General features: G+C 69.4%; 24 protein-coding genes. 9 read left to right on the top strand and 15 right to left on the bottom strand.

What is annotated here, in order from left to right:
- Positions 1-9: 9 nt before the first annotated feature.
- Positions 10-1,053, bottom strand: coding sequence for a GTPase ObgE (gene obgE / locus BSY19_RS26545; RefSeq protein ID WP_069056785.1), 1,044 nt, complete (start codon positions 1,051-1,053; stop codon positions 10-12).
- Between the two features lie 54 nt (positions 1,054-1,107).
- On the bottom strand, positions 1,108-1,974 hold the full coding sequence (locus BSY19_RS26540; RefSeq protein WP_069056784.1) for a LysR family transcriptional regulator: 867 nt from the start codon (positions 1,972-1,974) through the stop codon (positions 1,108-1,110).
- 270 nt (positions 1,975-2,244) lie between these two features.
- Here BSY19_RS26540 and BSY19_RS26535 point away from each other — a divergent pair, with 270 nt between their 5' ends.
- Positions 2,245-3,132, top strand: coding sequence for a DMT family transporter (locus BSY19_RS26535; protein ID WP_069057418.1), 888 nt, complete (start codon positions 2,245-2,247; stop codon positions 3,130-3,132).
- A 14-nt stretch (positions 3,133-3,146) separates the two neighbouring features.
- Here BSY19_RS26535 and BSY19_RS26530 read toward each other — a convergent pair whose 3' ends face one another.
- On the bottom strand, positions 3,147-3,566 hold the full coding sequence (locus BSY19_RS26530) for a RidA family protein (protein WP_069056783.1): 420 nt from the start codon (positions 3,564-3,566) through the stop codon (positions 3,147-3,149).
- A 207-nt stretch (positions 3,567-3,773) separates the two neighbouring features.
- Between BSY19_RS26530 and BSY19_RS26525 the strand changes: the two genes are divergently transcribed.
- The gene (locus tag BSY19_RS26525; RefSeq protein WP_442856684.1) at positions 3,774-4,463 is read left to right on the top strand and encodes an AprI/Inh family metalloprotease inhibitor; all 690 of its coding nucleotides are present in this window, start codon (positions 3,774-3,776) and stop codon (positions 4,461-4,463) included.
- 4 nt (positions 4,464-4,467) lie between these two features.
- Here the strand turns inward: BSY19_RS26525 and BSY19_RS26520 are convergent, their stop codons facing one another.
- From BSY19_RS26520 to BSY19_RS26510, 3 genes are all read right to left on the bottom strand, one after another.
- Positions 4,468-5,082: a GNAT family N-acetyltransferase gene (locus BSY19_RS26520; RefSeq protein WP_069056782.1), complete on the bottom strand. Its 615-nt coding sequence runs from the start codon at positions 5,080-5,082 to the stop codon at positions 4,468-4,470.
- Between the two features lie 175 nt (positions 5,083-5,257).
- Positions 5,258-5,866: a glutathione S-transferase family protein gene (locus BSY19_RS26515; RefSeq protein ID WP_069056781.1), complete on the bottom strand. Its 609-nt coding sequence runs from the start codon at positions 5,864-5,866 to the stop codon at positions 5,258-5,260.
- A 79-nt stretch (positions 5,867-5,945) separates the two neighbouring features.
- Positions 5,946-6,941, bottom strand: coding sequence for a LysR family transcriptional regulator (locus tag BSY19_RS26510; RefSeq protein WP_069056780.1), 996 nt, complete (start codon positions 6,939-6,941; stop codon positions 5,946-5,948).
- Between the two features lie 114 nt (positions 6,942-7,055).
- Between BSY19_RS26510 and BSY19_RS26505 the strand changes: the two genes are divergently transcribed.
- Positions 7,056-7,661 carry an FMN-dependent NADH-azoreductase gene (locus BSY19_RS26505; RefSeq protein ID WP_069056779.1) on the top strand — a complete coding sequence of 202 codons (606 nt, stop codon included), beginning with the start codon at positions 7,056-7,058 and terminating at the stop codon, positions 7,659-7,661.
- A 138-nt stretch (positions 7,662-7,799) separates the two neighbouring features.
- On the opposite strand, the gene BSY19_RS26500 is transcribed toward BSY19_RS26505, so the two are convergent.
- The 7 genes from BSY19_RS26500 to BSY19_RS26470 all read right to left on the bottom strand — a co-directional run bounded on the left by BSY19_RS26500 (position 7,800) and on the right by BSY19_RS26470 (position 14,484).
- Positions 7,800-8,096, bottom strand: a complete 297-nt coding sequence (locus tag BSY19_RS26500) for a hypothetical protein (RefSeq protein WP_069056778.1) — start codon at positions 8,094-8,096, stop codon at positions 7,800-7,802.
- Between the two features lie 122 nt (positions 8,097-8,218).
- Entirely contained in the window at positions 8,219-9,532 is a 1,314-nt protein-coding gene (locus tag BSY19_RS26495; protein ID WP_210184403.1) for an FAD-binding oxidoreductase, read from the bottom strand.
- Entirely contained in the window at positions 9,529-10,419 is an 891-nt protein-coding gene (locus BSY19_RS26490; protein ID WP_069056777.1) for a UbiA family prenyltransferase, read from the bottom strand. The genes BSY19_RS26495 and BSY19_RS26490 overlap by 4 nt, the downstream gene beginning before the upstream one ends.
- A gap of 289 nt (positions 10,420-10,708) precedes the next feature.
- Positions 10,709-11,611, bottom strand: a complete 903-nt coding sequence (locus tag BSY19_RS26485) for a tellurite resistance TerB family protein (protein WP_171905213.1) — start codon at positions 11,609-11,611, stop codon at positions 10,709-10,711.
- A 150-nt stretch (positions 11,612-11,761) separates the two neighbouring features.
- A complete protein-coding gene (locus BSY19_RS26480) occupies positions 11,762-12,562 on the bottom strand; it encodes an AprI/Inh family metalloprotease inhibitor (RefSeq protein WP_069056776.1) in 801 nt (266 codons plus the stop codon).
- A 5-nt stretch (positions 12,563-12,567) separates the two neighbouring features.
- The gene (locus BSY19_RS26475) at positions 12,568-13,539 is read right to left on the bottom strand and encodes a 2-hydroxyacid dehydrogenase (protein ID WP_069056775.1); all 972 of its coding nucleotides are present in this window, start codon (positions 13,537-13,539) and stop codon (positions 12,568-12,570) included.
- Positions 13,540-13,722: 183 nt separating this feature from the next.
- A complete protein-coding gene (locus BSY19_RS26470; RefSeq protein WP_069056774.1) occupies positions 13,723-14,484 on the bottom strand; it encodes a FadR/GntR family transcriptional regulator in 762 nt (253 codons plus the stop codon).
- A 263-nt stretch (positions 14,485-14,747) separates the two neighbouring features.
- Between BSY19_RS26470 and BSY19_RS26465 the strand changes: the two genes are divergently transcribed.
- The 5 genes from BSY19_RS26465 to BSY19_RS26445 all read left to right on the top strand — a co-directional run bounded on the left by BSY19_RS26465 (position 14,748) and on the right by BSY19_RS26445 (position 20,310).
- Positions 14,748-15,806 (top strand): ABC transporter ATP-binding protein, encoded by a 1,059-nt coding sequence (locus tag BSY19_RS26465; RefSeq protein ID WP_069056773.1) that lies wholly within the window; start codon positions 14,748-14,750, stop codon positions 15,804-15,806.
- 111 nt (positions 15,807-15,917) lie between these two features.
- Complete coding sequence (locus BSY19_RS26460) at positions 15,918-17,243, top strand: ABC transporter substrate-binding protein (protein WP_069056772.1); 1,326 nt, start codon at positions 15,918-15,920, stop codon at positions 17,241-17,243.
- A gap of 148 nt (positions 17,244-17,391) precedes the next feature.
- Entirely contained in the window at positions 17,392-18,339 is a 948-nt protein-coding gene (locus BSY19_RS26455) for a carbohydrate ABC transporter permease (protein WP_069056771.1), read from the top strand.
- Positions 18,332-19,240 (top strand): carbohydrate ABC transporter permease, encoded by a 909-nt coding sequence (locus BSY19_RS26450; protein WP_069056770.1) that lies wholly within the window; start codon positions 18,332-18,334, stop codon positions 19,238-19,240. The genes BSY19_RS26455 and BSY19_RS26450 overlap by 8 nt, the downstream gene beginning before the upstream one ends.
- A gap of 176 nt (positions 19,241-19,416) precedes the next feature.
- Positions 19,417-20,310 (top strand): NAD(P)-dependent oxidoreductase, encoded by an 894-nt coding sequence (locus BSY19_RS26445; RefSeq protein ID WP_069056769.1) that lies wholly within the window; start codon positions 19,417-19,419, stop codon positions 20,308-20,310.
- A gap of 16 nt (positions 20,311-20,326) precedes the next feature.
- On the opposite strand, the gene BSY19_RS26440 is transcribed toward BSY19_RS26445, so the two are convergent.
- Positions 20,327-21,403, bottom strand: coding sequence for a LacI family DNA-binding transcriptional regulator (locus tag BSY19_RS26440; protein WP_083247857.1), 1,077 nt, complete (start codon positions 21,401-21,403; stop codon positions 20,327-20,329).
- Between the two features lie 103 nt (positions 21,404-21,506).
- Between BSY19_RS26440 and BSY19_RS26435 the strand changes: the two genes are divergently transcribed.
- Entirely contained in the window at positions 21,507-22,418 is a 912-nt protein-coding gene (locus tag BSY19_RS26435; protein WP_069056768.1) for an NAD(P)-dependent oxidoreductase, read from the top strand.
- Between the two features lie 16 nt (positions 22,419-22,434).
- On the opposite strand, the gene BSY19_RS26430 is transcribed toward BSY19_RS26435, so the two are convergent.
- Positions 22,435-23,196: an aspartate/glutamate racemase family protein gene (locus tag BSY19_RS26430; protein ID WP_069056767.1), complete on the bottom strand. Its 762-nt coding sequence runs from the start codon at positions 23,194-23,196 to the stop codon at positions 22,435-22,437.
- Between the last annotated feature and the right edge of the window lie 49 nt (positions 23,197-23,245).

Below are 23,245 nucleotides of genomic sequence, written 5' to 3'. Positions count from 1 at the left end.
CCGGTGTCCTCAGGGATGCCAGCCGGTGTCCTCGACGGGGGCGTTCTGCCTGTCCTCTTCGCGGCGCGCCTCCTCGACATGGACGAAGAGCGCGCGCAAGGCGGCCTCGACGCCCTCGCCCGAGGCGGATGACAGCACGATCGGCATGCGCTTGGCGGCGCGCTTCAGCCGCGCCACCTGCTCCTTCAGCAATTCCGGCGAGAGCGCGTCGGCCTTCGACAGCGCCACGATCTCCGGCTTCTCGTCGAGCCCCTCGCCATAGAGGCTGAGCTCGTTGCGCACGGTCTTGTAGGCCTTGCCGGCGTGCTCGCTGGTGCCCTCGACGAGGTGGAGCAGCACGCGGCAGCGCTCGACATGGCCGAGGAAGCGGTCGCCGAGGCCATGGCCCTCATGGGCGCCCTCGATCAGGCCGGGGATGTCGGCCAGCACCATCTCGCGCCCGTCGACCCGCACGACGCCGAGCCCCGGATGCAGGGTGGTGAAGGGATAGTCGGCGATCTTGGGCTTGGCGGCGGTCACGGTCGCCAGGAAGGTCGACTTGCCGGCATTGGGCAGGCCGATCAGCCCGGCATCGGCGATCAGCTTCAGCCGCAGCCAGACCCAGCGTTCCTCGCCGATCAGGCCGGGATTGGCATGGCGCGGCGCCTGGTTGGTCGAGGTCTTGAAATAGGCGTTGCCGAAGCCGCCATTGCCGCCCTTGCACAGGACGAAGCGCTGGCCCGGCTCGGTCAGGTCGGCGATCAGCGTCTCGCCGTCCTCGTCGAAGACCTGGGTGCCCGGCGGGACCTTGAGCACCTTGGTCTCGCCATTGGCGCCATGGCGGTCGGCGCCCATGCCGTGGCCGCCGATCTTCGCCTTGAAATGCTGCTGGAAGCGGAAGTCGATCAGGGTGTTGAGGCCCTGCACGCATTCGATCACGATGTCGCCGCCGCGCCCGCCGTCACCCCCGTTGGGCCCGCCGAACTCGATGAATTTTTCGCGACGGAAGGAGACGCAGCCGGCGCCGCCGTCTCCCGCCTTCACATAGATCTTGGCCTGGTCGAGGAATTTCATGGGCTCTCAGTAGTGTTCGCGGGGGGAAAGGGCAATGCGGCGCGGGCGACAGCCTCACGCGGCCAGCCGCGGCGCCGCCATTTCCTCGCGCAGCGCATCGGCGAAGCGGCGCGCCGCCAGCCCCGGCTGCGGGCCCATGATCAGCCCGACCGAGAGCTCGAAGAGCGCCGGCAGCCCCTCCGCCGGGCCGAGCCGCCGCGCGGTGGCCGGCACGGCGCTCTCGGTGACGGCGGTCACGCAGAACCCCGCCTCGACCGCCGACAGCATGCCCGAGGTATGCGAACAGGAAAAGACGAGGCGATGGTCGGTCCCGGCCTCCGCCAGGGCCGCCAGCAGGCGCGGCCTGACCCGGCAGCCCTCCGAGAACAGCGCCAGCGGCAAGGGCTCCTGCAGTTCCGGCCGGTGCCCGCGGGCCGCGATCCAGACAACCGGCTCGCGCCTGACGACCTCGCCGACAGGGCGACGCGGGTCCTGCGTTACCACCGCGACGTCGAACTCGCCGGCCGCGACGGCGGGTTCGATCCGCTTCGACAGGTCGCAATGGAGTTCCAGCTCGACCTTGGGATGCTCGGCGGCGAAGCGCGCGATCAGCGGGCGCAGGAAGGCGTCGACATAGTCGTCGGGAATGCCGATCCGCAGCCGCCCCGAGGCGCTGGAGCCGCCGAGATCGTCGAGCGCCTCGCGCTGGATCGCCAGCAGGCGCCTGGCATGGGCGAGCAGACGCTCGCCGGCCGGCGTCGGGACCACGCCGCGGCGCGAGCGTTCGAGGAGCCGGTGGCCGAGCTGGTTCTCGAGATCCTGGATGCGGACCGAGATCGCCGACTGCGTGCGCCCGAGCCGCGCGCCGGCTGCGGTGAAGCCGCCGCTCTCGACCACCGCCACCAGCATGTCGAGCGCCGCCAGATCGAAATGCGTGGACATGGCGCCGCCTCCGTCGATCGGTTTTAAGAATGGTTAAATCAGAATAATCCGTTTTTTCGATGGATGGGAACGGGGTAAGCCGTCATTCATCGAACCGCTCGAACCTCGCGTCATCCCGGATGGAGCGAAGCGGAACTCCGGGATCCATCGTAGGGAGCAGCGCCCTCCGATGGATCCCGGATCTGCGCGGCTTCGCCGCTTGTCCGGGATGACGCGGAGGTTCGGGTGCAAATTCCCGAAAGCCCACCCATGTCCACCCCGGCGACCGTCATGCCTTCCCCGACCGCGCCTGCGCTCGCCATGTTCGTCGCGCTGCTCACGGGGGCGACCTGCATCGGCTTCTCGGGCGTGTTCGTGCGCTTCGCCGATGTCGGGCCCGCCGCAGCCGGATTCTGGCGGATGATCTTCGCCCTGCCGGTGCTGGCGCTGTGGATGGGGCTGGAGCGGCGCCGCCCCGACCGGCCCGCCGCGACCTCCGCTGCGCTGCTGCCGATCGTGCTCGCCGGTCTCGCCTTCGGCGTCGACGTCGTCCTCTACAACGCCGCGCTCGGCTTCACGACGATCGCCAACGCCTCGCTGCTCGGCAATCTCTCGCCGGTCGCTGTGGTACTGGGCGGCTGGCTTCTGTTCGCCGAGCGGCCGAGCCGGCGCATCCTCGGCGCGCTGGCGCTGGCGATCGGCGGCGCGCTGATGCTGGTCCTGCCGAAACTGGCTGGCTCGGCGGTCGCCATGCCCGGCAGTCTGTTCGGGGACAGCCTGGCGGTCGGCGCCGCCCTGTCCTACGCCGCCTACATCATGGCCGTCCGCCGCGCCCGGGACAGGGCCGAGGCCGGTCGCATCAGCCTGATCTCCAGCGCGATCTGCGCGGTCTTCTGCCTCGTCGCCGCACTGGCGCTGGGCGAGGCGATTCTGCCGTCGAGCCTGCAGGGCTGGCTCGCGGTGATCGCGCTCGGCCTCGTCTCCCATGCGCTGGGCCAGGGTCTGATCACGCTGTCGCTCGGCCAGTACGGCGCCAGCGCGGCCTCGCTGGTCATGGTGTGGCCGGCGCTGGTGTCGGTGCTCGCCGCCTGGGCGATCTTCGGCGAACAGCCTTCCCCGGCGCAGGCCTTCGGCGGCATCGCGATCCTCGCGGCCGTGCTGATGGTCCGCAAGGGCTGAGGGCCTGGAGGCGGCTAGACCGCTGCCGCCAGGACCTCGATCTCGACCTTGAAGGCCGGCAGGGTGAAGCCCGAGACGATCATCAGCGTCGAGGCCGGCGGGGGCGTGCCGACATGGGCGTCGCGCGACTCCATGTAGCCCTTCATGTGGGCGCGGTCGGTGACATAGGCGTTGAGGCGCACGATGTCGGCGAGTGTCATGCCGGCCTCGGCCAGGATCGCGGCGATATTGGAAAAGCAGAGATCGGCCTGTGCCCGGACGTCCTCGGGGATCGAGCCGTCCCGGGCCATGCCCAGTTGGCCCGAGCAGGCGACGAGCCGATGGCCGGCCGGCACGGCGATGCCATGGCTGTAGCGCGCGAAGGGCGGCGCGATCGCGGCCGGCAGCAGGGGCTGGAGCGCCGCGCCCGGCGCCGGGGAGGTTGGTGACGTCATCCGGTCTCTCCTGTGGCCGCGGGATCCGATCGGTTGACGAACGGGAACCGGAGCGCGCGCGGCGGGTTCGCAAACCAGATCGGCTGGGCTATGGACGCCCGGCACGATCATGCTCATGTCACGTTCACGGGAATGGTCTAGGATTCAACCGTTTCCTGCGACGCGTTCGCCTGCCCGCATTGCCCGATCGATCGGAACCGACGCCTCATGACCAAGAAGACCGCGACCATGGCCATGACCCTGAAGGCCGCCGGCCTGCTGCCGCTGCTGGCCCTGACCGCCTGCGCCGGCTCGCAGCGCTTCGTCGGCCCCGCGCCGCAGGCCTATGGCCAGCCCAGCCTGCCGCCGGCCCCGGCGATCAGCTCCGCGCCGGTCGTCTCCGAGCCGCTGCCGCCGCCCGGCGGTTATCCGGTCGCGTCCGCGCCTCCGGCCGGACAGCCCGGCGCGCTGCCGCCACCACAGGACCCCTATTACAACCCCGCCGCTCCGGGCATGCCGCAGCAGACGCCGGCCCCGGCCGCGCCGCAGCCCAGCGACGTGCCGACGCTGCGCGGCGGTGGCGGGCAGATCGCGACGCTCGGCGCCGGCAGCAATGCCGCCCGACCGGCCGTGACCTCGCGCGATGGCGTGATCGGCAACTGGACCGCCCGCGAGGCGACCGGCGGGTCCTGCCGGGTGCAGCTCTCGAGCGCGCCGGCGCTCGACCTCTACCGCGCCAGCGCCGCCGGCTGCTCCAACCGGGACCTGCAGAAGGTCACGGCCTGGGACTACCGCGACGGCGAGGTCTATCTCTACCAGCAGGGCGGCACGGTGGTGGCGCGGCTGCGCACCAGCGGCGGCGGCGCGATGGACGGCGCCGTCACCAAGTCGGGCGCCGCGCTCTCGCTCAGCCGCTGAGCGGTCAGGCGCCGGGCGAGCGGCCGAACAGGGCCGGCCGCCAGAGGCGCCGCTGCAGCGACAGCGCCATCGCGGCGAAGCCGCGGGCGGTGTCGAGCGCCTCGTCGAGGATGGTGAAGGGCGTCGGCCGGCCGGTGGCGATCACGCCCTCGACATCGGCATAGCCGCCGGCGAGATCGGCCTCGAACTTGCGGGCGAGACGGCGCATCGCCGCGTTCCCGGGCAGGCAGGTCATGTAGAGCGTGCGGATGCCGCGGTTGCGCGCGGCGGTGATCAGCCGGCCGAAGAGAACGCCGCCGATTCCGCGCCGACGCCAGTCGCGCTCGACGCTGAAGGCGGCCTCGCCGGTCTGGGCCATGATGTCCTCGAGCCCGCGCAGCTCGGCGGCGCCGCGCACCGCGCCGTCCTCGATATAGGCATAGACGAGCCCGCCGACACCGAAGGTGGTGACCGCGTAGTTCTCGAGAAAGTCGTCATTCACCGCGGTGCCGAAGCGTTCGCGGCGGGTCACCTCGTCGAGCCTCAACAGATGGGCCTTGAAGAGGTCGCGTTCCGCGGGCCAGAGCCGGCGGACTTCGCCATGGCCGGTCGTCGTGCCGGCCTTTCTGGAACGAGCCAATTGTCATCTCCTGTTGTCAGCGCTGAAGGCGCGGGACCGACCAGGAGGCGATTCTTCCCTAACTCGCTCCGGAAGATGCGCCCGCGCCGCCCGATTGCAAGAGGCGCGGGCTGTTGCAGTGCAGCAATTTTCGGCATGGTGAACGCGAAACCGCCGATATCGGCGTCTGCGACCGCTATTCCCGGTCGATCGGCCACTGCTTGAAGACGTCGAGTGCCTCACAGGCGCTGGCCTGCGCGTCGAGCGCCGGCCAGCGCTCGACGGGCGCGAATTCGGGCGTGACGAAGCGGCAGAAGCCCCAGGCGATCGCGGCGGCGATGTCGCTCGGCAGCAGGTCGGGGCCTGCGGTCAGCTCGCCTCGTCCCGCGGCGGCGTCAAGCAGGTCCAGCGCGGTGTGCAACTGCGCCACGATGCGCTCCTGCCAGGGCGCATGGCGCTGGCCCTCTGGCCTTTTGCGTTCGTATTCGATGGCGACCGCCTTGTCGGCCGCGACGATGCCGATGCCGGTCAGCGACAGGTCCCGCATCCGGACGCTCGCCTCGACCGGACGCAGCGAGCGGCCGGAGAGATCCTCGAAATGCTGGATGATCAGCAGCGATTCGCTGATCACCGTGCCGTCGTCGGTCACGAGGCTCGGCGCCTTGATCAGCGGGTTGATCGCCCGGAATTCGTCCATGTGCCGGAAGACCGAGACGGAGCGGTGCTCGAATTCCAGCCCCAGCAAGGTCCCTGTGACCGCAGCCCGGCGGACATAGGGGCTATCGAGCATTCCCACGAGCAGCATCGGCGGTCTCCATCGGATGAGGTTGCCACAGTGCTGGGACGGATGCCTGAAGCCACGCGAAATCGGGTGATGAGCCCGATCACGCCGGCTGATGATCCTCCTGCGCGTCCTCCGCTTCGGTATCGAAGCCGGGCTTGAACCCGAGCGTGACGCCGCGCTCGCGCGCCGCCGCCTGGCAGGGGTCCCAATAGGGCGCGCCGCCGAAACGCTCGACCAGCAGGTCGATCAGCACGCGGACCTTGCCCGGCACATAGGCTCCCGGCGGCCTCACGACGAAGAGGGCGTGTTCCTGCAGCGGGAACTCCCAGAGCAGCGGCTCGAGCGCGCCGTCGCGAATGGCGTCGCTGGCGATGAAGGTCGGCAACTGCACGATGCCGAGTCCCGCCTTGGCCCAGTCCAGCAGCGTCTCGCCGCTGTCGGAGCGCAGGCGACCGGCCGGGCGAACCGAGACGCGGCGCCGTCCGACCCGGAAGGTCCAGTCGGGATTGCTGGTGCCGGTGTAGAGCAGGCAGTCATGGCCGGCGAGATCGACCGGGGTCGCGGGCCGCCCCCGCGCCGCGAGATAGGCCGGGCTGGCGAGGATAACGCCATGGATCGGCGCGATCCTGCGGGCGATCAGGCTCGAATCCTTCAGTGTGCCGATGCGGATGGCGGCGTCGAAGCGCTCCCCGATCAGGTCGACATAGCGGTCGCTGGCCTCGACATCGAGCTCGAGGCCGGGATGGCGCGTCGCGAGTTCGCCGAGGACCGGCGCGACATGCCGGTTGCCGAAGGTGAGCGGCATCGACAGGCGCAGCCGCCCGACGACCCCGCCCGCCTGTTGGGCGACGGCGTCGCGGGCCTCGGCCAGATCCGCGAGGATGCGCTCGCCGCGCGCCTTGAATTCGAGGCCGGCCTCGGTGGCGGCGATGCCGCGCGTGGTCCGGCTGAGCAGGCGCGTGCCGAGTTCGGCCTCCAGCCGCGCGACGCGGCGGCTGATGATCGACTTGGACAGGCCGAGCCGATGCCCGGCCCGCCCGAAGCCGCCGCTCTCGACCACGGCGACGAAGCTGCGGATGTCGTCCAGCTCGGACATGACGCTGTTCCCGTGGGTGCAACAGTTTGGTGCTTCTCCCGCGCATACCGTTGCTGGACCTGCGCCGCTACATCCATCGCATCGAACCCGTTCCCGGTTTCAGGATCAAGCACCATGTCCCATCTTCTCGTCATCAACAGCAGCGCCGCCGGTGCGGCTTCGGTCTCGAAGCAGCTCATCGACGAGACGGTCGCCCGCCTGCGCACAGCCGATCCCGCGCTGGTCGTGGTGGAGCGCGATCTCGGCGCCAACCCCGTGCCGCATCTGACCACCGATTCCACCGCCGCGATCCGTGGCGCCGAGCCCGCCAACGACGCGCAGCGCACGGCGAAGGCCCTGTCGGATTCGCTCGTCGCCGAGCTGAAGGCGGCCGACACCCTGATCATCGGCGCGCCGATGTATAATTTCGGCATCCCTTCGACGCTGAAGTCCTGGTTCGACCATGTGCTGCGGGCCGGCGTGACCTTCAAATATGGCGAGAAGGGCCCGGTCGGGCTGCTCGAGGGCAAGCGCGCCATCGTCGTCGAGAGCCGCGGCGGGATCTACAGCTCCGGCCCGACCCAGGCGCTGGATTCGCAGGAGCCGCATCTGCGCACGATGCTGGGCTTCATCGGCATCAGCGACGTCACCTTCGTGCGCGCCGAGAAGCTGGGCTACGGCCCCGAGGCGCGCGAGCAGGCGATCAACGACGCCAAGGCGGAGCTCGCCCGCGTCGCCTGACGCGCCGGCAACTCGCCACGGAGCCAACGAAAAAGGGCTCTCCGGGAAACCGGGGAGCCCAAGTCGTATCGGGAGGTCTCGAACGGGGGAGGCGATTGTCAGCGGGTCCTGCCGGGGTTCCTGGCCCCGGAGAGCCGCTCAGTAGTAGCCGCAGACCCGGCGGTAGCCGACGACCTCGCCATAGCGGTTGATGCGCTCGACCATGTCGCACTGGCGAACCGGGGCGTAGCCGTAATAGCCGTGGGCATAGGACGGGCGGGTGGCGGCGGCGACGAGGGCGCCGGCGGCGAGCGCCCCGACGATGCCGGCTCCGACGGCGGCGCCGCGGCCATGGCCCCAGTAGCGTGGGCGGGCTTCGGCGGAGGTGGCGACGAGGGTGGTGGCGAGGGTCAGAGCGGCGAGGGTGCCGGCGGCGATCGTCTTGAAGCGGGTCATCGTCAGGGTCTCCCTGAGGCTTCGGGAGCGAACCATTCGCCCTCCATGACCCTTGGTCGCGGCCCGCGGCCGGGAGGTTCAAGCGTGTGTCGGTTTTTTTCGGACAGGCCGGGGGACGGCCCTCAGCCGGCGGTGACGCGGCGCCAGAAGCTCGACGAGAAGCCCGGATCGAGATGGGCCGCGAAGTCGCGCCAGTGCGGGAAGGAAGCCTCGAAGGTCGCCGGCGACATGCGGGCATCCTTGTAGGGGTTGACGCGGCCCCTGGCGGCAAGCGTCACCGCGTCCAGCTCCGCCAGCAGGCGCTCGGTGCGCGCACCGCGGTTCGGGAAGTCGAGCGTCAGCGTCGCCCCCGCGACGGGGAAGGACATCATTCCCGGCGAGGGCACGTCGCCGAAGAGCTTCAGCACGGTCAGGAAGGAGGCTTCGCCGGCGGCGAGCGTCCGGCGCAGCATCTCCTCCACGGCCTGCCGGGCGTGAGCCGTCGGAATCGCGCACTGGAACTGGCGCAAGCCCCCCGGACCATAGGCGCGGTTCCAGTCGGAGACGCGATCGAGCGGGTAGAAGAACGGGCGGTAGGCGATGCGGCGCGGCTCGGGCGAGCGCGGCTGGGCGGCGCGGTAGAGCGCATTGAAGGCCTGCAGCGTCAGCCGGTTGATCAGCGGGACGGGCGGCTTCAGCGGGAAGGGCAGAATGCGGCCGGGCTGCGCCGGAGGCTCGTCGCTGGCCGGGGCATGATTAGCCCGGAAGAAGACGCCGCGGCCGAAGCCGGCGCCACCGGCCAGCGCGTCGATCCAGGCGACGGTGTAGTCATGGCTGGCGTCCGAGCCGGCGGCGAGCGCGAAGAAGTCGTCGAGCCCGCCGAAATGGATGACTTCCTGCAGCATCTCGGCGGAGGCGACGGGCATCAGCTGCAGCGTCACCTGCGTGACGAGGCCGGTGAGGCCCATGCCGCCGATGGTGGCGGCGAAGAGCGCGCCATTCATGTCGGGCGCGCAGGTCAGGCGGCGCCCGTCGGAGCGGACGAGCTCGAAGGCGCGGACATGGCGGCCGAAGGTGCCGGCGCGGTGATGGTTCTTGCCGTGGACGTCATTGGCGAGCGCGCCGCCAATGGTGACGTAGCAGGTGCCGGGCGTCACGGGCGGGAACCAGCCGGCGGGCACCACGAGGTTCAGCAGATCGTCGAGCAGGACGCCGGCCTCGCAGGTGACGAGGCCGCTCTCGCGGTCGAAGGCCAGAACGCGGTCGAGGCGGCGTGCCAGGATCAGGCGCCCGCCGTCGTTCAGGCAGGAATCGCCATAGGAGCGGCCATTGCCATAGGCGAGCACGGGGCCAGCCTCGGGCGCCGGCGCGGCCAGCCAGAGGTCCGGCGCCAGCGTCGTCGTCGCGCGCGGCGTCAGGCCGCCCCAGGATGCGATGCGGGGCGCCGGTCCGGTCACGGAAGCAGAGTCGCGGCGACGAGAATCCCGACCACGGCCGCGCCAGTCACCTGGCTGCGCCAGTCGCGGATCATGAACACGAGCGGATCGTCCGGCATCTGTCCCCGCCGTGCCAGGAACCAGATCCGCGACATCTGGTAGAGAATGATCGGGCAGAGCAGCCAGATCAGCTCGGGATGGGCGTAGCGCTCCTTCACGGCGGCGCTGTCGACATAGAGCGCCATGATCAGCGCGCAGGTGCAGCCCGAGGCCATGCCGAGTTGCGAGAGCGCCTCGATGTCCTCGGCATGGTAGCCGCGCCCGGCCTTCTTCAGGCCCGACTGGTCCTGGGTGATGCGCAGCTCGGCATAGCGCTTCACCAGCGCCAGGCTGAGGAACAGGAACATCGAGAACGCCAGCAGCCAGGACGACAGCGGAATCGAACCCGCAGCGTTGCCGGCCAGGATGCGCAGGGTGTGGAGGGCCGCCAGGCCCAGCACATCGACCAGGAGCTTGCGCTTGAGCACGAAGAGATAGGCCAGCGCCAGCACGAGATAGGCGCCCAGCGCCATCAGAAACAGCCGCGGCTGCGGCAGCAGCCAGGCGAGCGCGAAGGCGGTCACCGTCAGCAGCGGGATCATCGCATAGGCCTGGCGCTCGGTGATCTCGCCGGCCGCGAGCGGGCGCTTGCATTTCGTCGGATGGCGGCGATCGGCCTCGACATCGACGATGTCGTTGAGCAGGTAGATTGCCGAGGCCAGCAGGCTGAAGGCGACGAAGGCCAAGGCGCCGTCACGCAGCGCGTCGAGGTCGAAAACGTCGTGGTTGAGCAGGATGGGGACGAACACCAGCCCGTTCTTGAGCCAGTGATGCGGTCGCATCGCCCTGATCATCGCCATCAAAGCCATGGGCCTGTCTCTCTCTCCCCCTACGCCGTTGCTGCGTCCGGGAGCCGTCAACAGGGCCGGGCGAGCATCGAGCGGCATGACGCCGCTCGATGCCTGCCTTCCTGGCCGATAAATCCTAAACCTCCGTGGATGAGAGGCGCGTCAGGCGGTCATTCGGCCGCGATGATTAATGCCACGCTGACGTCGTGGCGCGATTGCGCGCCTTGCCGGCAAGATAACGGCAGGGCCCGGTCGAAAGAGCCGTCCCGCGGGACGGCGACGGCTCTCGCAAGCGGCCCTGCGGGGCCGCTCAGACCTTGGCGGCGCTCGCGGCCGCGTCGATGTTGGCCACGAGTTCGGCATCGAGTCCGAGCTCGGCGGAGAGGCCCGCCAGGAAGTTCTTCTCCCCGGCCGTGTCCGGATTGATGGCGATGCGGGCCGCGGTGTAGATCTGCGCGGCAAGCTCGGGGCTTTCGGCCCCGGCCACCAGCGTCTCGATCGAGGCGGGGCTGGCCATCTCCTGCTCCAGCCATTCATTCGCCTCCTGGTCGAAGCCGGCCTCGCGCAGGCCGCCGAGGATGGTGGTGCGCTCTTCGGCATCGATGGCGCCGTCGGCGGCGGCGGCGGCGATCATCGCGCGGATGAAGAGCAGCGCGGTCGCCTCGGTCGCGGCTTCGGCCTCGAAGCCGGTGCCGCGCGGCGCGGGAAGCAGCTCGGGGCTGCTGCCGATATCGAGCATCGGCTTGCCGGACTGGTAGTTCTGGTAGGCCTTGTAGGCGAGGCCACCGATCAGGGCCATGCCGCCGAGCTTGGCCGCGGAGCCGACGACGGCGCGGCCGGTCGAGGAGCCGAAGACGAGCGCGCCGAGGCCGCCGAGCACGGCGGTCGCCATCGCGGGATTCTTGTCGAACATCGCCTTGGCCTGGGCCAGCACGTCCTGTGCGGAGCGCCCGCCGGTGACCTGACCCATGACGTCTCCGGCCTTCTGCTGGACGCCGGTCTGGCGCGCCGCGTCGCCGACGCCCTGCGAGGCCTGGGTCAGGATCTGGCCGGCCATGCCCGCGAGACCGCCGAGGCCGCCGCCCTGCTGAACCTTCGTCGCCAGTCCGCCGAGGATCTGGCCGAGCGAGCCGGTCTGGCCCTGCCCGCCGGGCTGGCCGGCCTGGGTGCCGGCACTGACGAGGGCATCGAGAAGCGACTTGGCGTTGAACATCGGGCGATCCTCCTGACTGCGCCGAAGGGTCGGGCGCCGACAGCCCATCTAGGAACGAAGGGCGCCGATCGCCAGAGACGGACGGAGGTGCCCGGTCGAAATACTGCCCTGCGGGAAGATCCGGCGACCGTCCTGACGGGGCCTTTCGCCTCAGGGCTGCAGCCGGCGCAGCAGCAATGGCGCGCCGACCGCCGGGTCCTTGCGCCAGACGCCCTCCTCAAAGACGAGATCGACGCCATGGCCCTTGCGCGCGACCAGGGTCAGCCGGCCGCCGGCATAGCGCCATGTCGTGGGGTCGAAGATGGTGATGCCGGTGTCCGGGCAGGGACGCTCGAGCCGGGCGCCGGCCGCCTCGCCCTCCAGAGACGGCGCGTCCAGGCGCAGGCGGCAGGCTTCGCGGCCCTGCTGCCGCATCAGGACATAGAGCCCCGGCAGGGTTGCAGCCGCCGGCGCGCGGCGGGGGTCGACCTGGGTCGGGCGCTGGGCGGCGGTGGCGGCGGCCTCGGCCGGGCCGACCGGGGGCCGTGTCGCCGCGCGGGCGAAGCCGGTGGCATCGAGCCCGTAGTCCTTGCCGTCGGAGCCCCGACCCTGACGGCGCTGCCCGCTGGCGGGGCCGAACTGGATGACGGGCTTGCCGCCGGCATCGCTCAGCGCGATCCCGCCATCGGGCGTCGACGACCAGGCGATGACGCTGTCGAGGATCGGCAGGGCGCGCCGGCAGGTCGCGGGGAAGCGGATCTGGCGGCCCTGGGGCGCTAGTTCTGCGCCGAAGGTGACCGTGCATTGGCGGGAGGCGCCGACCTGCTCGAGCGTCCAGGCGCCCAGCAGCCGCGCGACGGCCGGCGGCGCCCGGTCGGCCCCGCGTGGGGGCGGGGCCGTCTGCGCCGCGACGGCGAGGCTCCAGAGAGCCAGGCCGCCCGCGGCCAGCGCGCGTCGCAGCGCGCCGGCCATCGCCCTCAGGCCTTCGTCCAGGGCGTCTCGGCGACGGGCGTCAGCGGGCCCTTGCCGTCGAACCAGGAGAAGAGGTTGTCGACGAGGAGCTGGCCCATCTGCTCGCGGGTGTGGACCGAGGCCGAGCCGACATGGGGGAGGAGCACGACATGGTCGATGGCGATCAGCTCGGCGGGAACGCGGGGCTCGTCCTCGAAGACGTCGAGCCCGGCCGAGAGGATGGTCTTGCTGCGCAGGGCCTCGATCAGCGCCTGCTCGTCGACCACCGTGCCGCGGCCGACATTGACCACGATGCCGTCGGGACCGAGCGCCTTCAGCACCTCGGCGTTGATGATGTGGTGGGTCGAGGCGCCGCCGGGCGCGACCGAGATCAGCGTGTCGACGTCCTGGGCCATCTCGACCAGCGAGGGATAGTAGCGATAGGCGACGTCGGCCTGGCGCGAGCGGCCGTGATAGACGATCGGCAGGCCGAAGGCCTCGATGCGCTGCGCCACCGCCTTGCCGATGCGCCCCAAGCCGACGATGCCGACCTTGCGCTTGCGCAGCGAGGTCGTCAGCGGATAGGGCGCCTTCAGCCACTTGCCCTCGCGCAGATAGCGGTCGACCTGCGGCAGCTGGCGGACGGTGGCGATCAGCAGGCCGATGGCGAGATCGGCGACCTCGTCGGTGAGGACGTCGGGCGTATTGGAGACCACGAGCCCGCGGCGGCCGGCCTCGGCGGCGTCGACATTGTCGTAGCCGACGCCGAAATTGGCGATCATCTCGACCTTCGGCAGGGCGTCGAACAGAGCCCCGTCAATGCGGACATGGCCGCCGCCGGCGATGCCGCGGACCCGGCCCGAGATCTCGCGCAGGAAGGCCGCCTTGTCCTCCGCCTTCCACAGTTCGTGCACGGTGAAACGGGCCTTCAGCTGGTCCGCCGCATAGGCCATCAGCGGGCCCGTCATCAGGATCTCGGTGGCGTTGGGCCGTGTCATGGGTGCGTTTCCGTCAGGCTTCTGGGTGGAGGGCGGCGCTTGATCAGGCCGAGGTGAATCGATTAAATGCAGCCATTGCCGGCGCTTGGGAAGCCTTCGGCACGGTGTGATCGGCCAGCGTGCATCCCACCATAGCGCGGGGCGCTGCGGAAGCGCCGCCGGTGCATATATAATATGACTTAATCACGCTGTTTTCTGGATGGCCGTCGTCGAAAGCGGGGTCAGCATCGCCAGCGTCGTGTTCAGGCTGTCGATCACCAGGGCCTTCATGCGGACGGCCGCGAGGTCTCCGTCGCGCTGGACGATGGCGTCCAGGACGCGCTCGTGATCGACCAGTGAGGCGATGAAGAAGTCGCGGTCATGGATCGATTTGAGCAGCAGGGACCATTGCACCGTCGCCGCCACCGCACTCGCCAGACACATCAGGGTGGCGTTGTGGGATGCGGCGAAGACCGCTTCGTGGAAGGCGAGGTCGGCCCGGATGGTGACGTCGTCATAGGGCTCGTTGTCCGCCATGCCGCGAAAGGCGGCCTCGATGCGGGCGATGTCGGCGGGTGTGCGCCGCTGCGCCGCCAGCTGGGCCGCCGCCGGCTCGGCGAAACGGCGCAACTCGAAGAGATCGCGAATGAATTTCTCGTTCGGGTCGGCCTCGAAATGCCAGGCGAGGACGTCGGGATCGAGCAGATTCCAGCTGTCACGCGGCGCGGCGCGGGTGCCGCTCTTCGGCCGCGCCTCGACCAGGCCCTTGGCGGTCAGCACCTTGACCGCCTCGCGATAGGCGGTGCGCGAGACCGAGATGTCGCCCCTCAGATCGTCCTCGTCCGGCAGCACCTCGCCGGCCTTGACGGCTCCGGTGATGATGGCGACCGCGAGCCTCTGGGCGACCTGGCCGAACAGGCGGTCGGGATTGAGCGTCGTGGGCCGCGAATAGTCGCGCATCCGCATCGTCTGGCGCCTCCTCCTCGCGGCTGAGACGGGTTGCCGGCCCGTCGCCGCCCCGGCGCTTGACACGCCTGTGGGTATTGTATGACTTTATCGCAGATGAAGGCCGGTGCAAGGGACCGCCGTTCTCCGGAACGCGACGGTTCTTAGCCGACGGCAACCTTCATCGATCGGTCGCAACAGGCCGATAGACGATGCGGCCCGGACCCCGCCCCCCATGGCGGATCACCGGGCCCACTGGGAAACGACGTGAGGAGACAGGCCCGATGGCCTCAGTGCAGATTGCCGACGTGCGCAAGGCGTACGGCTCGACCCAGGTGATTCACGGCGTCGATATCGACATCGAGGACGGCGAGTTCGTGATTCTCGTCGGCCCGTCCGGCTGCGGCAAGTCCACGCTGCTGCGGATGATCGCCGGGCTCGAGAACATCTCGGGCGGCGAAATCCGGATCGGCCCGCGCGTCGTCAACGACGTGCCGCCGAAAGAGCGCGACATCGCGATGGTATTCCAGAACTACGCGCTCTACCCGCACATGACGGTCGCCGACAACATGGCGTTCTCGATGAAGCTGCGGAAGGCTCCCAAGGAGGAGATCGCCGATCGCGTCGGCAAGGCGGCGGCCATCCTCGGCCTCGAGAAGCTGCTCGACCGCTATCCGCGCCAGCTCTCGGGCGGCCAGCGCCAGCGCGTCGCGATGGGCCGCGCCATCGTGCGCGACCCGCAGGTGTTCCTGTTCGACGAGCCGCTCTCCAATCTCGACGCCAAGCTGCGTGTGCAGATGCGCACCGAGATCAAGGAGCTGCACCAGCGCCTGAAGACCACCACGGTCTATGTCACGCACGACCAGATCGAGGCCATGACCATGGCCGACAAGATCGTGGTGATGCATGACGGCATCGTCGAGCAGATGGGCGCGCCGCTCGACCTCTACGACCGCCCGGCCAACCTCTTCGTCGCCGCCTTCATCGGCTCGCCGTCGATGAACCTGCTGAAAGGCACGATCACGGCCGCCGGCTTCGAGACCGATGGCGGGGTCGTCTGGCCGATCGGGACGCATCCGGCCGATTCCAACGGCAAGGCCGCCGTGCTGGGCATCCGTCCCGAACACATCCAGCTCGACGAGAACGGTCTCAAGGCCGAGGTCGTCGTGGTCGAGCCGATGGGCTCCGAGACGCAGGTCGTCGTCCGCTGCGGCGGGCAGAGCCTGACCTGCGTGTTCCGCGAGCGCATCAGCGCCAAGCCGGGGGAATTCATCGGGATCACGCCCGATACGAATGTGACGCATCTGTTCGACGCCGGCACGGGCAAGCGCCTGGCGCCGTGACCTGAATCATCCGCGCGTATCGGGGGAGCAACCCCGAGCGCGCGATGAACCACGAGGCAAGCGGGGCGCTTCAGACCCCGGGCCGAAAAACCAGTCCATGGGAGGACGCTGATGACCACACCGACACGACGTTCCGCATTGAAGGGCCTCGCCGGCGTGGCGGGCGCCGGCGCTCTCGTCGGCTCCGGCATGACCGAATGGGCCAAGGCCTGGGCGCAGGCCTCGCCGTTCAAGCCCGAGGCGGGCGCGACCCTCAACCTGATGCGCTGGCGCCGCTTCGTCGTCGCCGAGGACGAAGCCTTCAACAAAATCGTCGCCGCCTTCACTGCGGCCACGGGCGTGCGCGTCACGGTGACGTCGGAATCCTTCGACGACATGCAGCCGAAGGCCTCCGTCGCCGCCAACACCGGCACGGGCCCGGACCTGTTCTGGTCGCTGTATTCGACGCCCCATCTGTTCCCGAACCGCTGCGTCGACGTCAGCGACGTCGCCGATTATCTCGGCAAGAAGTATGGCGGCTGGGTTCCGGTGGCCGAGGCCTATGGCAAGCTCGGCAACAAGTGGATCGCGATCCCCGCCGCGATCAACGGCGGCTACATCAACTACCGCATCTCGCAGATCAAGGCGGCCGGCTTCAATGAAGTGCCGCAGACCACGGCCGGGTTCCTGGAGCTCTGCAAGGCGCTGAAGGCCAAGAACACCCCGGCCGGCTTCCCGCTCGGCCGCGCCTCTGGCGACGGCAACTCCTACGCCTACTGGCTGCTGTGGTCCCACAACGCCGCGCAGGTCGACGAGAACAGCAAGGTGATCATCCGCTCGCCCGAGACGGAAGCGGCGCTGAACTATTCCAAGGCGCTGTACGACACCTTCATCCAGGGCACGGCGGCCTGGAACGACGCCTCCAACAACCGTCTGTTCCTGTCGGGCGAACTCGGACTGACCGCCAACGGCATCTCGATCTATGCCGCGGCGAACGCTTCGAACGACCCGAAGCAGAAGGAAATCGCGGCGGATATGGACCATGCCTACTGGCCGATCGGCCCGGCGGGCAAGCCGACCGAGATCCAGCTCTGCTTCCCGATGATGGCGATGACCTACACGAAGTTCCCGAACGCCTGCAAAGCGTTCATGGCCTACATGCTGGAAGCCGAGCAGTTCAATCCGTGGCTGGAGGCGGCCGCCGGCTACCTCACGCATACGCTGAACGCCTTCGACAACAACCCGGTCTGGACCAAGGACCCGAAGAACAAGGTGTTCCGCGACGCCTCCAAGCGCAGCCTCGTCGCGGGTCATCGCGGCAAGCTCGACGAGAAGGCGGCGACGGCGATGGCGGACTTCATCGTCGTCGACATGTTCGCCAGCTTCTGCACCGGCCGCGAGACGGCTGCGGGTGCCATGCAGCTCGCCGAACGGCAGTTGCAGCGCATCTACCGCTGACCGAACCCTTTCCGGCCGGCGGTGACGCCGGCCGGAGCGCCTGACCGGCGCCGAGGGAGGGCCTTTCATCCATGTCTACGGGTCTTCTTCCCGGCGCCGTTCGCGCCGCCGGGGAGACGATCCCCCTTTTATCGAGGAAGCGCTCGCGATGGCTTCAGGCTCGTTCGCCGCACCGCCGGAGACCACCGCCTGGACAAGGCTGATGGTCAACCGGAACTGGCTGGGCTTCTGGTTCATGGTTCCGACCATGATCTTCCTGGTGTTCTTCCTGGCCTGGCCGCTGATCCTGGGCATGTGGATGAGCATGACCGACATGCGCATCGGCCGCGGCGGCGTGTTCATCGGGCTGGAGAACTACCAGTACCTGCTCGACGACAGCGATTTCCTGAACGCGACCGCGTTCACGCTCGCCTATACGGCGGTCGCCTCGGTGGTGAAGTTCGCGGTCGGGCTCTATCTCGCCATCCTCCTGAACAACCACATGCCGTTCAAGGCGTTCATCCGCGCCATCGTGCTGATCCCCTTCATCGTGCCGACGGTGCTGTCGGCGGTGGCGTTCTGGTGGATCTTCGACACGCAGTTCTCGATCTTCACCTGGCTGCTGCAGAAGGCCGGCTTCCTGGCCAAGGGCCAATACATCAACTGGCTCGGCGATCCGTTCCTGGCGCAGTGCAGCGTGATCTTCGCCAATATCTGGCGCGGCATCCCCTTCATCGCCATCACGCTGCTGGCCGGGCTGCAGACCGTCTCGCCCTCGCTCTACGAGGCCGCGACGCTCGACGGCGCCTCGGGCTGGCAGCGCTTCCGCTTCGTGACCTATCCGCTGCTGACGCCGATCATCGCCGTGGTGATGACGTTCTCGGTTCTGTTCACCTTCACCGATTTCCAGCTGATCTGGGCCATGACCCGCGGCGGTCCGGTCAACGCCACGCAGCTGATGGCGACGCTGTCCTATCAGCGCGGCATCCTGGGCGGGCGCTTGGGCGAGGGCGCGGCGATCGCCACCGCCATGGTGCCCTTCCTCCTGGCCGCGATCATGGTCAGCTGGTTCGGCCTTCAGCGCCGCAAGTGGCAGCAGGGAGAGAGCAATGACTGACGCCGCCCTGAAATCCACCACCGCCCCGGGCACGCTGTCCGACCATCGCGAGGGCATGGCCTATCTGGAGACGCTGCCGCGCAAGCTGGTGGTCGTCTACATGCCGCTGGCCATCATCCTCGTGGTGCTGCTGTTCCCGTTCTACTGGATGGTGATCACCTCGATCAAACCGGATGCGCAGCTGCTCGACCTCGACAACAGCAACCCGCTCTGGGTCAGCCAGCCGACCTTCCAGCACATCTACAAGCTGCTGTTCGAGAGCGCCTATCCGCGCTGGCTGATGACGACGATGATGGTCGCCACGGCGGCGACCTTCCTCTCGATCTTCGCCAGCGTGCTGTCGGCCTATGCCATCACCCGCATCCGCTACAAGGGCGCGGCGACGGTGGGCGGGCTGATCTTCCTGGCCTATCTCGTGCCGCCGTCGATCCTGTTCATCCCGCTCTCGGCCGTGATCCACGCCTACGGCCTGTTCGACACGCCGTTCGCGCTGATCCTGACCTATCCGACCATCCTGATCCCGTTCTGCACCTGGCTGCTGATGGGCTATTTCAAGACCATTCCCTACGAGCTCGAGGAATGCGCCCTGATGGACGGGGCGAGCCGCTGGCAGATCCTGGTCAAGATCGTGCTGCCGCTGGCGATCCCCGGCCTGATCTCGGCCTTCATCTTCGCCTTCACGCTGTGCTGGAACGAGTTCATCTACGCGCTGACCTTCATCTCCTCGGACCACAACAAGACGGTGCCGGTGGCGATCATCTCCAACTTCGTCGATGGCGACATCTTCCGCTGGGGCTCGCTGATGGCGGGCGCCCTGATCGGCTCGCTGCCGCTGGTGATCCTCTACGCCTTCTTCGTCGAGCACTATGTGAGCGCGATGACCGGAGCCGTGAAGGAGTGAGGTCCTGCGGCGCAGGCGGGCTGTCGGAGCCCCCTGCGCCGTCATGCCTAGCGCGGCGGTGGGTCAGCCCGGATCGGGGCTCGCGCCGCGGGCGGCGATCGTCCAGTCTCGCGGCCCGATCCCCGGCCGGCGCCTGACGTCGCCGGGGGGACGTCAACAGAGGACCTGACCAGAAGATGCCGACCTCCATCGCCTTCATCGGGCTCGGCGCCATGGGTGCGCCGATGGCCGAGAACCTCGTCAAGCGCCAGTTCCGCGTCACCGGCTTCGATATGCGCGCCAGTGCGCGCGAGGTGCTGGTCGCCGCCGGCGGCCATGCGGCGGAGAGCGCCGCGGCCGCGGCCGCGGGGGCCGAGGCGATGGTCCTGATGGTCGTCAACGCGGCGCAGGCGCGCGCCGTGCTGTTCGAGGCCGGGGCGCTCGCGGCGCTGGCGCCGGGCGCGGTGGTCATCCTGATGGCGACCTGCCCTCCGGGCGAGGTCGAGGCGATCGCGGCCGAGGTCGTCAAGAGCGGCCGACGCTTCGTCGACGCCCCGGTGTCGGGCGGCGTCGTCGGCGCGCGCGCCGCGACGCTCTCGATCATGGTCGGGGCGCCCGACGAGACCCTGGCGCTGGCGCGGCCGATGCTCGAGGCGCTGGGCGACAAGGTCTTCCATGTCGGCCAGAAGCCGGGGCAGGGGGCGACGGTCAAGACGGTCAACCAGCTGCTCTGCGGCGTCCATATCGCGGTCGCAGCGGAGGCGCTTTCGCTTGCGGAGAAGGCGGGGATCGACGGCCGGCTCCTGTTCGAGATCATGGGCGGCTCGGCCGCCTCCTCCTGGATGCTCAGGGATCGCGGGCCGCGCATGCACGAGGCCGAGCCGGCGGTGACCAGCGCCGTCGACATCTTCGTCAAGGACCTGTCGATCGTTCTCGATGCCGGCCGGGCGGCGCGCACCGCGCTGCCGCTGGCGGCCGCAGCGCATCAGATGTTCCTGGCGACATCGGGGCTGGGCCATGGCGGCCGTGACGATTCGCAGGTGGTGCGGGCCTATCGCGCGCTCAACGCCAAGCCCGCCAACGATGCATGAGCCACGCGCCCTGGGCTCAGGCGCGGGCCGGGGCGGTCGTGCCGCGGACGACGAGAGCGGGTGTCAGCAGCAGCCGGCGCGGCGGCGCGGCGGGATCGGCGATGCGGCTGATCAGGAATTCGGCCGAGGTGCGGCCCATCTCGTCCTGGAAATTGCGGATGGTCGTCAGGGCCGGGTACCACTGCGCCGCCTCCTGAACGTCGTCGCAGCCGATGATCGAGAAGTCGGGCCCGGCCTCGCGGCCGCGATGGCGCAGCCCGAGCATGGCTCCGAAGGCGGCGAGATCGTTCATGCAGACCGCCGCCGTCGGCGGGTCGGGCGCATCGAGAACCGCCTGGATGCCCTTGGAGCCGTTCTCGCGCGTGCCGTGCCCGGGATAGACCAGCGTCGGGTCGACCGGGATGCCGTTGCGCGCCAGAACCTCGCAGTAGCCGCCGTAGCGGTTGGCGCCCGTCGAGATCTTCTGGTTCTGGCAGATGAAGGCGATGCGCCGGTGGCCGAGGCCGATCAGATGCTCCATCGCCAGGATGGTGCCGTGGCGGTCGTCGGAGCCGACGAAGTCGAGATCGGGCGTGATCTCGCGCGAGAGCTGGACGATCGGAACGCCGGCCGCGATCAGATGGGCGAAGGTCTCCGGCGTCGAGCCGCCGGCGGCACAGAGGATCATCCCGTCCGGGCGATACTCCTTGAGCGTGTTGAGGACACGGTCCTGCCGCTCGAGATCCTCGCCATAGGTGCCGAGCAGGATCGAGCGGCCATGGGCCGTGGTGGTTTCCTCGATCGCGGCCAAAAGCTCGGCGAAATAGGGATTGGTGATGTCGTGGAAGCCGACGCCGAGGATGTTGGTGCGGTCGGTCCGCAGCGACGCGGCGCTGCGGTTGTAGCTGTAGCCCAGTTCGCGGGCCGTCTGCTGGACGCGGACCCTGGTCGACTCCGCCACCAGCGGCGAGCCGCGCAGGGCCAGCGACACGGTCGCGGTCGAGACCGCGAGCCGATCGGCGATGATCTGAAGCGTGACGCGACCGCGCGCGACCGAGAGCGCAGCCGCTGGCTTGACGGGGGAACCGGCACTGACGGGGCCGCTGCTGGTCATGACGCTCTTCTCCGGCGTCGGATACGCGACCCTGCGACCGGTTCTTGGTCGGGCGTTCCATCACGTCGATCCGTCATTCTCATATAAACAGGAGAAATTGAAGATGACCGCAACCAAAGAATCAGTGGGCTTCATCGGCGTCGGGCTGATGGGGCAGGGCATGGCCCAGAGCCTGCTCAACAAGGGCTTCCCCTTGACCGTGATGGGGCATCGCAACCGCAAGCCGGTCGAGACCCTCGTCGCCGGCGGCGCGAAGGAGGCCAAGACGCCCCGGGAGCTCGCGCAGAACGCCACCATCATCTTCCTGTGCGTGACCGGTTCGGCCCAGGTCGAGGCCGTGGTGAACGGGCCCGACGGCATCGCGGCGGGCGCCAAGCCCGGCACGGTGATCGTCGACTGCTCGACCTCGGACCCGACGGTGACGGTGCGGATCGCCGGAGAGCTGGAGGCCAAGGGCCTGCATCTGGCCGATGCGCCGCTCGGCGGAACGCCGGCCCAGGCCGCGCTCGGCCAGCTCTCGGCGATGGTCGGGACGACGCCGGAGGTCTTCGCGCGGATCAAGCCGGCGATCGAGGCCTGGGCGCAGAAGGTCGTGCATCTCGGCCCCGTCGGCGACGGCCACAAGATGAAGCTCCTGAACAACTTCCTCTCGATGGGCTATGCGGCGATCTATGCCGAGGCGCTGACGCTGGCCTCGAAGATCGGCATCACCCCGCAGACCTTCGACAGCGTGCTGCGCGGCAGCCGGATGGATTGCGGCTTCTACCAGACCTTCATGCAGTATGTGCTCGAGCGCGACCGCAACGCCCACAAGTTCACGCTCGTCAACGCGCTGAAGGACGTGCGCTATCTCGAAAGCGTGGCGAACGCCGCCGGTGTCCCCAATCCGATCGGCAACGCCGTGAAGAACAGCTTCGCCACCGCGGTCGCCGCCGGAAAGGGCGACGATTATGTGCCGATGCTGTCGGACTTCGTCGCCGGGCAGAACGGCATTTCCCTCGCCGGCAAAGGCTGAGCGCCGCCGGTGCCCGTCACGAGGGCGGCGTCGCTCCGGCTTCGGCCAGCCGGGCGGCGAGCCGCTCGGAGAGGCCGATGCTCGCGATCGGGGCCGGCGCCGAAAGGTCGCCGGTCTCGGGTTTGGGCGGTGGGTCCCGCAGGGCTGCCAGGACGGCGGCCAGACCGGCCTCGACCGAGCAGATGACGGGCAGGTCGAGATGGGGCCTGATGCGCGCCGCGAGGCCGGCCAGCCCCGCGCCGCCGAGAATGACGGCGCCGGCGCCGTCGCGTGCCGCCGCGTCTCGGCAGGCCTGCGTCAGCAGGGCGATGGCGCCGTCGGGGTCGCGCGCGATCTCGGCGCCGGTCGGGGCGACGGTCTCGATCCCGGCGAGCCGGTCTCCCAGCCCGAGCGTGCCGACGAATTCCCGCAGCATCGGCCCCCAGCGCTGCCCGCCGGTGACGATGGCGAAGCGCTCGGCGCGTTTGGCCGCGGCGATGCAGCTCGCCTCGGCCATGCCGATCACCGGCACGGCGGCGAGCTCCTTCAGGGCGAGCAGCCCGGGGTCCCCGAAACAGGCGAGATAGACCGCATCGCAATCGCCGCCATGTTCGGCGAGGGCGTCGAGGGCGGCGTGCCCGGCAATCGCGGCGGCGCTGCGGCTGGCGATGTAGCGCGCGCCGAAGCGCCCCGTGACGGGCTTCAGCGTGACGCCCGGCGGCAGCATCGGCGCCAGCACCCGCGCCATCAGCGCCGTCACCTCGGCCGTCGTGTTCGGATTGATCAGCAGGATGCGCACGGGAAGACATCGTCCGTTGAGGGCTGCGTCACTCTCCGCGATCGGGCTG

The organism is Bosea sp. RAC05 (genome assembly GCF_001713455.1).
GTDB lineage: Bacteria > Pseudomonadota > Alphaproteobacteria > Rhizobiales > Beijerinckiaceae > Allobosea.
The sequence above is the reverse complement of the archived record's forward strand: the minus strand, read 5'-3'. Positions and strand labels throughout refer to the sequence as shown.